Annotated in this window: 13 protein-coding genes; 8 read left to right on the top strand and 5 right to left on the bottom strand. The window is 71.7% G+C overall.

Going from position 1 to position 12364, the window contains the following annotated elements:
• Positions 1–14 precede the first annotated feature (14 nt).
• From ACQP2Y_RS18590 to ACQP2Y_RS18600, 3 genes are read left to right on the top strand one after another with little or no spacing between them, the layout of a single operon-like run.
• The gene (locus ACQP2Y_RS18590) at positions 15–1331 is read left to right on the top strand and encodes an ABC transporter substrate-binding protein (RefSeq protein WP_433729878.1); all 1317 of its coding nucleotides are present in this window, start codon (positions 15–17) and stop codon (positions 1329–1331) included.
• Positions 1331–2275: a carbohydrate ABC transporter permease gene (locus ACQP2Y_RS18595; protein ID WP_433729880.1), complete on the top strand. Its 945-nt coding sequence runs from the start codon at positions 1331–1333 to the stop codon at positions 2273–2275. The genes ACQP2Y_RS18590 and ACQP2Y_RS18595 overlap by 1 nt, the downstream gene beginning before the upstream one ends.
• Positions 2275–3117: a carbohydrate ABC transporter permease gene (locus tag ACQP2Y_RS18600; protein WP_433729882.1), complete on the top strand. Its 843-nt coding sequence runs from the start codon at positions 2275–2277 to the stop codon at positions 3115–3117. Before ACQP2Y_RS18595 ends, ACQP2Y_RS18600 begins: the two co-directional genes overlap by 1 nt.
• 3 nt (positions 3118–3120) lie before the next feature.
• On the opposite strand, the gene ACQP2Y_RS18605 is transcribed toward ACQP2Y_RS18600, so the two are convergent.
• The 3 genes from ACQP2Y_RS18605 to ACQP2Y_RS18615 all read right to left on the bottom strand — a co-directional run bounded on the left by ACQP2Y_RS18605 (position 3121) and on the right by ACQP2Y_RS18615 (position 5265).
• Positions 3121–3588 carry a DUF3291 domain-containing protein gene (locus tag ACQP2Y_RS18605; RefSeq protein ID WP_433729884.1) on the bottom strand — a complete coding sequence of 156 codons (468 nt, stop codon included), beginning with the start codon at positions 3586–3588 and terminating at the stop codon, positions 3121–3123.
• Positions 3589–3621: 33 nt separating this feature from the next.
• Positions 3622–4281, bottom strand: coding sequence for a helix-turn-helix transcriptional regulator (locus tag ACQP2Y_RS18610; RefSeq protein WP_433729886.1), 660 nt, complete (start codon positions 4279–4281; stop codon positions 3622–3624).
• Between the two features lie 84 nt (positions 4282–4365).
• Positions 4366–5265 carry a carbohydrate kinase family protein gene (locus tag ACQP2Y_RS18615; protein WP_433729888.1) on the bottom strand — a complete coding sequence of 300 codons (900 nt, stop codon included), beginning with the start codon at positions 5263–5265 and terminating at the stop codon, positions 4366–4368.
• Positions 5266–5517: 252 nt separating this feature from the next.
• On the opposite strand from ACQP2Y_RS18615, the gene ACQP2Y_RS18620 reads away from it, so the two are divergent.
• Genes ACQP2Y_RS18620 through ACQP2Y_RS18635 form a run of 4 tightly spaced genes read left to right on the top strand, consistent with a single transcriptional unit; the run spans position 5518 to position 9452 of the window.
• Positions 5518–6348, top strand: coding sequence for an endo alpha-1,4 polygalactosaminidase (locus ACQP2Y_RS18620; protein WP_433729890.1), 831 nt, complete (start codon positions 5518–5520; stop codon positions 6346–6348).
• A gap of 4 nt (positions 6349–6352) precedes the next feature.
• Positions 6353–7345, top strand: a complete 993-nt coding sequence (locus ACQP2Y_RS18625) for a 1-phosphofructokinase family hexose kinase (protein ID WP_433729892.1) — start codon at positions 6353–6355, stop codon at positions 7343–7345.
• A gap of 13 nt (positions 7346–7358) precedes the next feature.
• Positions 7359–8210, top strand: coding sequence for a class II fructose-bisphosphate aldolase (locus tag ACQP2Y_RS18630; protein ID WP_433729894.1), 852 nt, complete (start codon positions 7359–7361; stop codon positions 8208–8210).
• Positions 8211–9452 (top strand): Gfo/Idh/MocA family protein, encoded by a 1242-nt coding sequence (locus ACQP2Y_RS18635; RefSeq protein ID WP_433729896.1) that lies wholly within the window; start codon positions 8211–8213, stop codon positions 9450–9452.
• A gap of 20 nt (positions 9453–9472) precedes the next feature.
• On the opposite strand, the gene ACQP2Y_RS18640 is transcribed toward ACQP2Y_RS18635, so the two are convergent.
• Positions 9473–10285, bottom strand: coding sequence for a sigma-70 family RNA polymerase sigma factor (locus ACQP2Y_RS18640; protein WP_433729898.1), 813 nt, complete (start codon positions 10283–10285; stop codon positions 9473–9475).
• Between the two features lie 315 nt (positions 10286–10600).
• Positions 10601–11248 carry a hypothetical protein gene (locus tag ACQP2Y_RS18645; protein WP_433729900.1) on the bottom strand — a complete coding sequence of 216 codons (648 nt, stop codon included), beginning with the start codon at positions 11246–11248 and terminating at the stop codon, positions 10601–10603.
• Between the two features lie 159 nt (positions 11249–11407).
• Between ACQP2Y_RS18645 and ACQP2Y_RS18650 the strand changes: the two genes are divergently transcribed.
• Positions 11408–12364 carry a metal ABC transporter substrate-binding protein gene (locus ACQP2Y_RS18650; protein WP_433729902.1) on the top strand — a complete coding sequence of 319 codons (957 nt, stop codon included), beginning with the start codon at positions 11408–11410 and terminating at the stop codon, positions 12362–12364.

The following is a 12364-nucleotide window of genomic DNA, read 5'->3' on the forward strand; positions in this document are numbered from 1 at the left end:
AAGTAGGTACAGGGATGACCTCCACTCGGCGCGGCCGGCGGACCCGGCTGCTGGCGGCCGCGAGCGCGGCACTGCTCCTGAGCGCGGCCTGCACGGGCGGCGAGAGCGACGGCAAGGACGCGGCGGCGGGCTACGACCCCGCGGCGGCGGTGACCCTCACCTGGTGGACCGGGCAGACCTCGGAGGCCGAGAAGGTCGCCGAGGGCCTGGCCGCCGAGTACCACGCCGCCCACCCCAACGTCACGATCAAGACCTCGGCGGGTGCGCCCACCACGGACGACCTGCTCACCAAACTCTCCGCCGGCTTCGCGGGCGGCAGCTACCCCGACATCTCGTACGCGTTCGGCAACTGGGCCGGCGACCTGGCGGCCAGCGGCAAGACCCAGGACCTGACCGACTTCGTGGCCGACCCGTCCTTCGCCTGGACCGAGATGCCGGCGGCGGCCCGTACGGTGGCCACCTCGGAGGGCAAGGTGATCGGCGTCCCGGCGCTGGTCGACAACCTGGCCCTGATCTACAACAAGAAGCTCTTCGACACCGCCGGACTGGCCTACCCCACCGACGACTGGTCCTGGGAGCAGTTCCGCGAGGCCGCGAAGAAGCTCACCGACCCGGCGACCCGCACCTATGGCACCGCGTACTCGGTCTCCGGCAGTGAGGACACCACCTGGCACCTGTGGCCGTTGCTCTGGCAGAACGGCGGGAAGATCATCGACGGGACCAAGCCCGCCTTCAATTCCGAGGCCGGGGTCAAGGCCCTGGAGACGCTGCGCGTGATGGCCGTCGACGACAAGTCGATGTACCTGGATCAGACCGACGAGAAGTACGCCCGGCTCTTCAACAGCGGGCACGTCGCGATGATGCTGTCCGGCCCGTGGGCGCTGCTGGAGATCAAAGAGGCCAAGCTGGACTACGGGGTGGCCGCGCTGCCCGGCGTCAACGGTGACCACCAGACCGTCTCCGGCCCCGACCTGTGGGTGCTCTTCGACCACGAGGACGCCAACCGGGCCGGCGCGTCGCGCGACTTCATCAAATGGCTGACCAGCGCGCAGATCGACGCCAAGTGGAACCTCGCGGTCGGTAACCTGCCGCTGCGGTCGTCCGAGCAGAGCACGCCCGAGTTCGCGGCGTACGTCAAGGAGTACCCGGGTGGGCAGAAGTTCTTCGACAACCTGGCCAACGCGAAGCAGGCCCGGCCGACGGTCGCCGGCTACGAGGTGATGTCCCGCAACGTCGGTGACGGCATCGCCAAGGTGCTGCAGGGCGCGGCCAAGCCGAAGGAGGCCCTCGACGAGGCGGCCCGCAAGTCGGCCGACGCCCTGGAGAACTGATGACGCTCACGTTCGCCGCGACGCCGCGTACGCGCAGCCCCGAGGAACCCCGGCCGCGCTCGGCGCGCGGCCGGGCGGCCCGCCGCTCGCTGACCGGGTGGGGGTTCGCCGGGCCGGCGACCCTGCTGGTGGTCGGCCTGTCGATCTTCCCGGCGGTCTGGGCGTTCTTCATCTCGCGGACCAAGTGGAACGGGATCGCGCCGGCCACCGACGTCGGCTGGCGCAACTACCAGCGGATCGCCACCGACCCCGACGCGATCGCGGCGGCCCAGCACACCCTGGTGCTGACGGTGCTGTTCGTGCCGGGCTCGATCCTGCTCGGCATCCTGATCGCGGTGGCGCTGAACCAGCGGATCCGCCTCATCGGCTTCTACCGCACCTGCATCTTCGTGCCGTACGTGGCGTCGGCCGCGGCGACCGGCATCCTGGCCAGCTTCGTGTTCAACCCGCAGTTCGGCGCGGCCAACGAGGCGTTGCGCCGGCTGGGGCTGCCGGCCCAGCAGTTCCTGGAGAGCCCGGGCCAGGCGCTGATCGTCATCTGCCTGATCGCGCTCTGGGGCGAGGTCGGCTTCTGCGCGGTCATCTATCTGGCCGCCCTGCAGGACATCCCCAAGGAACTGGTCGAGGCGGCCACCGTGGACGGCGCGGGCAAGTGGCGCGTCTTCCGGCACATCACGCTGCCGGAGCTGCGCCCGGTCACCGTCTTCACCGCGATCTGGCAGACCATCACGGCGATGCAGCTGTTCGACCTGATCTACACCACGACCCGCGGCGGGCCGCTGAACAGCACCCAGACCGTCGTCTACTACATCTACGAGCTGGCATTCCAGACCCAGAGACTGGGGTACGGCGCAGCCGTCGCCTACCTGCTCTTCGCGGTGACGATGCTGCTGACCGTCGGCGTCATCTGGTACAACCGCCGTTCCGGATCGGGGGCCTTCTGATGTCGAGCCCGGTTTCCGTCAGGCGCCGCCGCCTGCCGTTCAGCCCCTGGCACCTGCTGCTCATGCCGCTGGCCCTGGTCTTCGTCCTGCCGCTGGTGCAGATGGTCCTGACCTCGTTCATGACCGCGCAGGAGATCAACCAGTTCCCGCCGAGGTTCATCCCGACCAGCCTGCACCTCAGCGGGTACCGCGCGCTGCTGAACGAGTCGCACATCCTGCGCTGGTTCGCCAACACCGTGCTGGTGTCGGGGATCGCGGTCGTCTCGCACCTGATCCTGTGCTCGCTGGCCGGCTACGGCTTCGCCCGCCTCAAGTTCGCCGGGCGCGGCCTGGCCTTCCTCGCCGTCGTGGCCACGGTGATGATCCCGATGCAGCTGCTGATGATCCCGACGTACCTGATGTTCGCCCGGGCCGGCATCGTCGACACCCTGGCCGCGGCGTTCGTGCCGTGGCTGGCCTCCGCGTTCGGCATCTTCCTGATGCGGCAGTTCTTCCTGTCGCTGCCGGTCGAGCTGGAGGAGGCGGCCCGCCTCGACGGTTGCAGCACGCTGCGCACGTTCATCAGCGTGGTGCTCCCGCTGGCCCGCCCGGCGCTGGCCACGCTGGCCATCTTCACGCTGCTGTCGAGCTGGAACGACCTGCTCTGGCCGCTGGTGGCGATCAGCGACGACAACCGGTTCACGCTGCAGGTCGGGCTGGCCAGCTTCCAGGGCACCCGGCGTACGGAATGGTCGCAGCTGATGGCCGGCAACGTGATCGCCACGATGCCGCTGATCATCGCCTTCCTGGTGGCCCAGAAGCGGTTCATCGCCACCATGACGTTCAGCGGCCTGAAGGGGTGATCCTCAGCGCCGGGCGCTCAGCTCGGGGGCCGGGAATGTCTGCCGGAACGTGAACGCCTCCGGTGACGGGCCGGCCGCGACCAGGTCGAGGCGCTCGCACGCCTCCTCGACGGTGGGGACATGGCCGGCCGGGATCCACCACAGGACCAGCGAGGCCGGCCGGTCGTGCGGCAGGAACCAGTCGCGGCGGCGGCGCAGATAGTCCAGGTGGGCGCTCTGGTACGAGAACGCGCGCAGCGACTCGATCGAGTCCCACACCGACAGCGTGACGATCACGTCCGGGTCCAGCGGCCGGACGGTGGTGGCGTCGCCGTCCGGGCCCTCGGCCAGCCGCCAGACGAAGCCGGGGGCCGAGTCGGCCAGGGCATTGATCACCTCGAGCCCGACCACGAAGTCCGCGTTGGACGGGTCGGTGAGCGGTGCCCGGAGGCGGGCGACGTTGAACTGGGCCAGGTGGAATGCGCTCGTCATACCCAGCAGCACAGCAGACCCGCCTCTCTACTGTCAATCAGAATTGTTTTTAGACACCACGACACAGCAGCGGCCGGGAGCGGCGTCCATCCGGGCCTGCCAGCCGGCGGCCGCGCCGGCGCCCTCCAGTAGGCCGCTGACCATGGCCAAGTTCATGCCGCAGATCAGCGGCGGGAACTGCTCGGCGAGCCGGTGGAACGGGCAGTTGGTCAGCTGGAACCCGGCCGGTGTCTCCACCGGCACATAGCCGTGCGCGGTCAGCAGCTCCCGGACATCCGTGCCGGGCGGCGTGCGGCGGCCGTGCTCGCGCGCCACGTCGAAGAGGGCGGTGTCGGCGCCGCTGCGCTCCACCGACTCGGCCAGCAGTTCGGCGGCCGTCCGGTAGTCGCGCGGCGGCACGCTGATCGCGTGCTCGGTGGCGGAGGCCCGGTAGAGCTTGGCCGGGCGGCCCGCGCCGGGTCCGGTGCGGCCGGTGCGGCGGGCGTAGGAGACCTCCAGCAGGCCGGCGTCGACCAGCTTGTCCAGGTGGAACGCGGCCAGGGTGCGGCCGACGCCGAGCGCCTCGGCGACCTCGTCGCGGCCGACCGGGCCGGGGCCGGCGGCCAGGACCGCCCGGTAGGCGGCGCGGCGCACGCCGTCGGTCAGTGCGCCCAGTGCCGCCAGGCCGGCATCGAGTTCATCGGGGGCCGTCATCCCGCCATCGTATTGCCAACCGGCATTGATTTAAGACGCCGGTGCCTGGGCGAGGCGTGGCGGGCTGCGCGAGGCGCGGCCTGGTCAGTCCAGCTCGTCCCGGGTGGCCTGGGCGGCGGTCCCGCCGGCGGCCCGGGTGCTCAGTGACCCGGCCGCGGCCGCCCACCGGATCGCCTCGGCCACCGGCAGCCCGGCAAGCCGCCCGGCCAGGAACCCAGCATTGAAACTGTCGCCCGCCCCGGTCGTGTCCACCACGTCGATCGCCCGGCCCGGCGCGCTGGCCTCGCCGCCCGGCCACCACGCCCGGGCCCCCGCCGCGCCGTTCTTCATCACCACGGTCGTGCCTCCGGCGACCAGGCCGGCCGCGGCCGCCTCGACGTCCTGCTCCCCGGTGACCGCGCGCAGCTCGTTGGCGTTGGGCAGGAACACGTCGGTGTGCGCGAGCACGTCCGCGATCGACTCCCACTTCTCGGCCGGGTCCCAGTTGGTGTCCAGCGACGTGCCGACCCCGCGCGCCCGGGCGCGTTCGAACACCCCGGCGAGCCCGGCCGCCAGCTGCGGCTGCAGGTAGAGCGACGCCACGTGCAGGTGCCGGGTCGCGGCCAGGTGCTCGTCGGTGACGTCCTCCGGCCGCAGCGTGGGGATCGTGCCCGGCAGGGTGAGGATCGCCCGGTCGTCCTCGGGCGGGGTGAGGATCACGCTGAGCCCGGTCGGCAGCCCGGTTGCCGTACGCGGCTGGATGAGCGTCACGCCCCGCTCGGTGAGGCGCTCGCGGGTGATGTCGCCGAACACGTCGTCGCCGATCGCGGTCAGCAGCGACGTCGTCAGGCCCAGCCGGGCGCAGCCGGCCGCGGTGATCGCCGCGGAACCGCCGAGGACCAGGTCCGCGCCGGTCAGCAACTGCTCGGCCTGGCCGAAGCGCGGGCGTACGTCGCCACGCAGCACCAGGTCCGGGTTGGCGTCGCCCACCACGAGCACGTCCATGAAGTCCTCCGCTGCCTCGACGACTGTCCAAATGAACAATCTGAATTGCGCACTTGCCCTTTTATGCCCCTGGCAAGCGGCCCGACAGCACCATACGCGCACAAACGACTATTGACACCTGTGCGTTCGATCAGTTGAATCGCTGACAACGATCGAGCCCAGCCGGTACCCAGTCCGGCACCTCCTGCGCCAGGGTGGCGGCACCGCACCCGAGGCGGGGCAGATCCCTGAGCATCGCCGGGAGTCTCAGTCGTGATCACCCGTACCGTTCGCCGCTGGATCGTCGCCGGAGCGGCCGCCCTCACGGTCGCCGTCGGGTTCACCCTGCACGCTGACGCGGGCACCACCGCCCGGATCGCCGCGGCCTACACGCTGCCGCCGGTCAACGCCACCTTCGACTACCAGATCGGCCAGGCCTACACCCCGCCCGCCGGGGTGCGCGTCGTCAGCCGCGACCGCGAGGCCGCGCCGGCCGCCGGGCTCTACAACATCTGCTACGTCAACGCCTTCCAGGTGCAGCCGCAGGAGGCCACCTGGTGGCAGCAGCACCACGACGACCTGCTGCTGCGCGACGCCACGGGCCGGTACGTCATCGACGGCGCCTGGGACGAGATGGTGCTCGACATCCGCACCCCGGCCAAGCGCACCGCGCTGGCCGCCATCGTCAACGGCTGGATCGACGGGTGCGCCGCCAAGGGCTTCCAGGCGGTGGAGCCGGACAACATCGACACGTACGACCGGTTCGCGGGCCTGCTCACCCGGGACCAGGCGGTGGCGTACCTGCGGTTGCTCGCCCCGCACGCGCACAGCGCCGGGCTCGCCATCGCCCAGAAGAACACGACCACCCTCGAAGGGCGGGGCAAGGCCGCCGGGCTCGACTTCGCGATCGCCGAGGAATGCGGCCGGTACGGCGAGTGCGACGCCTACACCGAGGTGTACGGCGCCAACCTGATCGTCATCGAATACACCAGCGGCGCCTTCAAGAAGGCCTGCACGGCGGTCGGCGCGAGCGTCTCGGTGGTACGCCGCGACGTCGACGTCACCGCGCCCGGCAGCGGCACCTACGTCTACCAGTCCTGCTGAGCCGATGATCGTCACGGTCACTCTGAACCCGGCGCTCGACCTCACGTACCAGGTCGACGCGCTGGTGCCGCACGGCACCCACCGCGTCACGACGGTCGCCGAGCGGCCCGGCGGCAAGGGGCTCAACGTGGCCACGGTGCTGCACGCGCTCGGCGAGCCGGTGCTGGCGACCGGCCTGCTGGGTGGCCCGACCGGTGACCGGGTCACCGGGCTGCTGGCCGGCGTCGGGGTGCCGGCCGCGTTCGTGGCCATCGCGGGCGAGACCCGCCGCACGGTCGCGGTCGCCGACCGGGACGACGCGACCGGGTTCTGGGAGCCGGGACCACGGGTCACGGCGGGGGAGTGGGCCGCTTTCACCGACCACTTCGGCGGGCTGCTGGCCCGGGCGTCGGTGGTGGCGCTCAGCGGTTCGCTCCCGCCGGGCGTCCCGATCGACGGGTACGCGACCCTGATCCGTCTCGCCGCAGCGGCCGGAGTGCCCACGGTTCTCGACACCAGCGGCGAGGCACTGCGGCACGGCCTGGCCGCCGGTCCCGACCTCGCCAAACCCAACGCCGCCGAGCTCGCCGCCCTGCTGGCAGCCCCGCGGCCCGTTATGGCCGCGACCCGGAACACCTCGCAGCCCGGCCCGGCTGGGGCACTGGGCGCCACTCGGGCGGCACCGAGCGGGCGCGAGGTCGCCGACGCGACGGTGGCCCTGGACCACGGGGCCCGGGCCGTCGTCGTCTCCCACGGGCCACTCGGCCTGCTCGCCCTCACCGGGCAGGGCGCCTGGCGCGGCGTACCCCCGGAGCGGCTCGCCGGGAATCCCACCGGCGCGGGCGATGCCGTCGTCGCCGCCCTCGCCCGCGGTTTGCGGGACCGCACGCCCTGGCCGCACCTGCTGGCCGACGCGATCGCCCTGTCCGCCGCGGCCGTCGCCGCGCCGCTGGCCGGTCGCATCGACGAGGACACCTACCGCCGCCTGCTGCCCGCCGTCCGGGTCAGCGCGGCCTGAGAGGGGATCCACCTTGTACACACCCACCGGCGAGATCGTCGCCCGGGCCCGGTCCGCCGGCGGCGGCGTGGGCGCGTTCAACGTCATCACCGTCGAGCACGCCGAGGCCATCGTCACCGGCGCCGAGCGGGCCGGCCTGCCGGTGATCCTGCAGATCAGCGAGAACGCCGTGCGTTTCCACCACGGGCGGCTCGCCCCGATCGCCGCGGCCGCCCGGGCCATCGCCGAGGCGGCCACGGTGCCGGTGGGTCTGCACCTGGACCACGTGGAGAGCGACGAGCTCTTCGACCAGGCGGCGGCCAACGGCTTCGGCTCGGTCATGTACGACGCGTCGAAGCTGGGCTACGGCGCGAATGTCAGCGCCACCGCGGCCGCGGTGCGGCGGGGCCATGCGCAGGGACTGTGGGTCGAGAGTGAGCTGGGCGAGGTCGGCGGCAAGGACGGTGCGCACGCGCCCGGCGTACGGACCGACCCGGTCGAGGCCGCTGCCTATGTGGCCGCCACCGGGGTCGACGCGCTCGCCGTCGCGGTCGGATCGTCGCACGCGATGCGTAGCCCTACGGCCCGGCTGGACCACGACCTGATCGCTCGGTTGCGGGCGGCGGTGCCGGTGCCGCTGGTGCTGCACGGTTCTTCCGGCGTACCGGATGACGAGCTGATCGCCGCGGTCCGCGGCGGAATGGTCAAGATCAATATCGGCACGGCTCTGAACAGCGCCTTCACCGGCGCGGTCCGGGAGTCGCTGGACGGCAACGCCGCCCTGGTCGATCCGCGCCGGTATCTGGCCTCGGCGCGCACGGCGATGGCCACCACGGTCGACGGCGCGCTGCGCCTGCTCACCGCGACCACCACCGCGGCGCGCTAGATGGTCACTCTCGCTCTCGTCGGGGCCGGGCTGCGCGGTCAGACGTACGCCCGGCACGCCGTGGCCACCGGTCAGGGCCGAATCGTCGCGGTCGCCGAGCCGGATCCACGCCGCCGGGCGAGTGTGGCGGCCGAGTTCGAGATCCCCGCCGACCGGGTCTACGCGGACTGGACGGAGCTGGCCGCCGCGGGCCGGCTCGCCGAGGCCGCGATCGTCGCGACCCAGGACCGCCTGCACCTCGCCCCGGCCGTGGCCCTGGCCGACCTCGGCTACCACCTGCTGCTGGAAAAGCCGATGGCGCCGACCGAGACCGAGGCGGCCCAGATCGCCGCGGCGGCGGTCCGCAACGGCGTCATCCTCGCTGTGTGCCACGTGCTGCGGTACACGCCGTACACCAAGCTGGTGAAGGGGCTGCTGGACGAGGGCCGGATCGGGCGGCTGGTCGCCGTGGAGCACCTCGAACCGGTGGGCTGGTGGCACCACGCGCACTCGTTCGTCCGCGGCAACTGGCGCCGGGAGGACGAGTCCGGGCCGATGCTGCTGACCAAGTCGTGCCACGACATCGACTGGCTGGTGCACCTCTTCGGTGGCCTGCCCGAGCGGATCAGCTCGTTCGGCAGCCGCACCCACTTCCGCGCCGAGCAACGCCCGGAGGGGGCCGCGGACCGGTGCCTGGACTGCCCGGTCGAGCCGGTGTGCCCGTACTCGGCGAAGCGGCTCTACCTCGGCGCGCTCGCGGACCCGGAGCAGCACTTCTGGCCGCTCGGCGCGGTGACCCCGGAGCCCACCGAGCAGGCGGTGCTGCACGCGCTGCGCACCGGCCCGTACGGCCGCTGTGTCTACACCGCCGACAACGACGTGGTCGACCACCAGGTGGTGACGATGGAGTTCGCGGGCGGTGCGACGTGCTCGTTCACGATGAGTGCCTTCACCCCGATGGAGCACCGCCACACCCGCCTGATGGGCACCCACGGCTACCTCGACGGCGACGGCCGGACGCTGCGTCACGTCGACTTCCGCACGGGCGCGGAGACGACGCTGAACTCGGCCGAGGCAGGCGGTCCGTCCGCCTCGGACGGTCACGGCGGTGGCGACGAGGGGCTGGTGGAGGCGTTCCTGGCCGCGGTCGCGGCGGGCGACCCGGATCTGGTGTCGTCCGACGCGGCCGCGAGCCTGGCGAGCCACCGGGTGGTGTGGGCGGCCGAACGGGCCCGCCGCAGCGGCGAGGTCGTCCGCCTGTGAAGCGGCCTGCGAATACGTGGTCATCGATCGCGCGCGCTGTTCCGTAAGGCCCGCCACGCCGCCGGGGTCGCGAGGAGCAGACCGGCCGCTGTCAGCAGACCGAAGACCATCGCTTGGTCAACGTCGACCGGGATGATCCACCCGCTACTGGGTGACGTGAACCAGTCCGGACCGATCGACACGAAGCCCGAACCCGGCTCGCTGCGGCGGACAAGCCAGTGCCACGTCAGTCCGGTCACCACGATCAGCAGGACGACCAAGCCGTACAACGCGTCCTGCAGGTGGATGACCCGCGTTCGTAACCGCTTGAGGGCCCGGGCGCGATGAGCGGACACGGCTCCGGGCGTCACCCCCATCGCGGCGGCGCTGTCGGTCCGTGATCGCCGGCTCATGTCGACCAACTCGACGGCGCGCCGCTGCTGATCGGTGAGCACGTCCATCGCTGCTCTGAGCTCGTCGGCGACGACCTTTCCGCACGCTTGATCTTCGACGGGCGGCAGAGTCCGGTTCGACGTCCAGGTCATCTCGTCCGGAGCCAGCTGATCGAAGTCCGCGGGCTGATCCACGGTCGTCGGATCATGGGTGAAGCGGCCGGCGTCGTGGGCCGCCTGCAGGACGAAGCGGCGGGCGACGACGTACATGTAGCGCTGGGGCTGATGGATGTCCTCCCAGCGCTCGAGGACCTCGGCCATCGTGTGGTTGACGACGTCGTCCGCCTGCAACCGGCCGGACGGCACTCGGTACTGGGCGAGCTTGCCCTGGGCGTACCGGTGCAGCCGGCCCATGTTGAACGCAACGAAGCTTCCGGCCGTGCCGGTCTGGTCACCGCTCATCGCAAGGCGTTCCCTCCGGGGCGATGCGCAGGTGCCACGTCGTGCCGTCCGGGAGCGTGCCAGAAGCATGTCCGCCCTGCGGCCGGCGACGGCTCAAGGCCCACGCCGCCTCCGCGTACGGGTCCCGTCGGCGCGTTCGAGTGGCTGCCTGCCAAGCGCATGCCGTCGTCACCGCCCGGGCGGCCCACTCCACGAGTGTTGACCAGTCGACCTTGTCCATGCACCCCTCCCGACGGCCACGCCGGCGTTGAGTGCCGGCGTCTTCGACTGGTACGGGGTACCGGGAGGAAAATTCGTTACCAGGGATGCCAACTTTTACTCAGCCGACTCGCGACGACGCCGGCGTTCTATGTCGGCCTGGATCTCGGGGTCCCAGCGTCCGGCGTCCCAGTCCTCCGGCCGCGGCTCGGGGGACGGTAAGCCGTTCCACGACGGCGCCGCCACCGGCTCAGCTCCGGCGCCGACCGGCGGGTCCGCACTGGTGAGCCACGACTGAAGTTTCGTCCGTGCGACCGCCACGCCGACGAGCAACAGTGCGGCGGCGGCGACCCGGACGAGGTGGAACGCCGCCGTGTCCGACGACAGCACGAGGGACACCACGACGAGGACCGCCGCGCCGGACATCGCCCGGTTGCGGACCACGGCAATCGTGCCGCCGTGGGCTTCGACGATGCTCTTGGTGAGGCGGGCCCAGACCACGAACGTCACCACCAGGGCAGCCGCCAGGGCAGCGGAGAGCACGACGGGAATCTGTTTGCCGGACGACTCGAGCACCTCGGCGGCGATCGCGGCCTTCGTCAGGGAACGGGTGCCGAGGGCCGCGGTGAGCAGCAGCAGCGCCCACCATGCGATCCGCCACCGCAGCGGAAGCGGAACCTCCGGCACCGTGCCGCCCGCGCAGCGGTGGCCCTGACCGGCGTGGGTGAGCCGGACGCCACACGTCGAGCAGTTCATCTCGTTCATCCCCGTACCGCCCCGTTGTTGTCGGAGCACGCTAGCAACGCGACGACGGGCCCGCAGCCCGGTTTCCGTGCTGGTGGGGATCGCATGGTCACTTTGCCATTGGACGATTCTTAGTGAAAACGATTACCGTTCCGGTTCTTGCCGACAGGAGCGTTGATCATGAACCGAACCCCCCGGAAACTGGCTGTGGCCGCGGCCGCCGCGGCAGTCCTGCTCGCCGCCGGATGCGGCTCTGCCGGTGCGAGCGGCGGCACCGCGTCGCTGGCCGTGGTCGCCACCACCCCCGAGGTCGCCGATTTCGTCCGCACCATCGGCGGCGCCGACGTCACCGTGACCCAGCTCATCAAGCCCAACGTCGACCCGCACGAGTACGAGCCCACGCCGGCCGACATCCAGGCCGTCGGCGCCGCGAAGCTGGTCGTCAAGAACGGCGTCGGCCTCGAGGCCTGGCTCGACCAGACCATCGAGTCCTCCGGCTTCCGCGGCACCGTCGTGGACGCCAGCCAGGGCGTGACCCTGCGCGAGGGCGGCCAGGAGGAGGGCGGGGAGGCCGAGACCGGGCACGCGGACGAGGAGCACGACCCGCACATCTGGCACGACCCGCGCAACGCGAAGATCATGGTCACCGGCATCGGGAAGGGCCTGGCCGCGGCCGACCCGGCCCACGCGGCCACGTTCGCGGCGAACCTCACCGCCTACGCGGCCAAGCTCGACAAACTGGACGCCGACAACGAGGCCGCTTTCGCCGAGCTGCCCGCCGCCCAGCGCAAGCTGGTCACCAACCACGACGCCTTCGGGTACTACGTGGACCGGTACCAGCTGGAGTTCGTCGGCTCGGTCATCCCCAGCCTGGACACCTCGGCCGAGCTGTCCGCCCAGCAGCTCACCGGCCTGGTCGCCAAGATCAGGGCGACCGGCACCCGGGCCATCTTCACCGAGAGCTCGCTGCCGCCCAAGACCGCCGAGGCCATCGCCAAGCAGGCCGGCGTCAAGGTGGTCGGCGGCGAGGACGCCCTGTACGGCGACAGCCTCGGCGCACCCGGCACCCCGCAGGGCACCTACCTCGGCGCCGAGGAGCACAACACCCGGGTCATCGTCGCGGCACTGGGCGGCTGA

Source organism: Actinoplanes sp. CA-051413 (assembly GCF_050955795.1).
GTDB lineage: Bacteria > Actinomycetota > Actinomycetes > Mycobacteriales > Micromonosporaceae > Actinoplanes.

Bases quoted from the DNA above. Each gene is read 5' to 3' on its own strand.
- ACQP2Y_RS18650 (WP_433729902.1), top strand. From the start codon at position 11,408: ATGAACCGAACCCCCCGGAAACTGGCTGTGGCCGCGGCCGCCGCGGCA.
- ACQP2Y_RS18645 (WP_433729900.1), bottom strand. From the start codon at position 11,248: ATGAACGAGATGAACTGCTCGACGTGTGGCGTCCGGCTCACCCACGCC.
- ACQP2Y_RS18640 (WP_433729898.1), bottom strand. From the start codon at position 10,285: ATGAGCGGTGACCAGACCGGCACGGCCGGAAGCTTCGTTGCGTTCAAC.
- ACQP2Y_RS18590 (WP_433729878.1), top strand. From the start codon at position 15: ATGACCTCCACTCGGCGCGGCCGGCGGACCCGGCTGCTGGCGGCCGCG.
- ACQP2Y_RS18625 (WP_433729892.1), top strand. From the start codon at position 6,353: ATGATCGTCACGGTCACTCTGAACCCGGCGCTCGACCTCACGTACCAG.
- ACQP2Y_RS18615 (WP_433729888.1), bottom strand. From the start codon at position 5,265: ATGGACGTGCTCGTGGTGGGCGACGCCAACCCGGACCTGGTGCTGCGT.
- ACQP2Y_RS18600 (WP_433729882.1), top strand. From the start codon at position 2,275: ATGTCGAGCCCGGTTTCCGTCAGGCGCCGCCGCCTGCCGTTCAGCCCC.
- ACQP2Y_RS18595 (WP_433729880.1), top strand. From the start codon at position 1,331: ATGACGCTCACGTTCGCCGCGACGCCGCGTACGCGCAGCCCCGAGGAA.
- ACQP2Y_RS18605 (WP_433729884.1), bottom strand. From the start codon at position 3,588: ATGACGAGCGCATTCCACCTGGCCCAGTTCAACGTCGCCCGCCTCCGG.
- ACQP2Y_RS18635 (WP_433729896.1), top strand. From the start codon at position 8,211: ATGGTCACTCTCGCTCTCGTCGGGGCCGGGCTGCGCGGTCAGACGTAC.
- ACQP2Y_RS18610 (WP_433729886.1), bottom strand. From the start codon at position 4,281: ATGACGGCCCCCGATGAACTCGATGCCGGCCTGGCGGCACTGGGCGCA.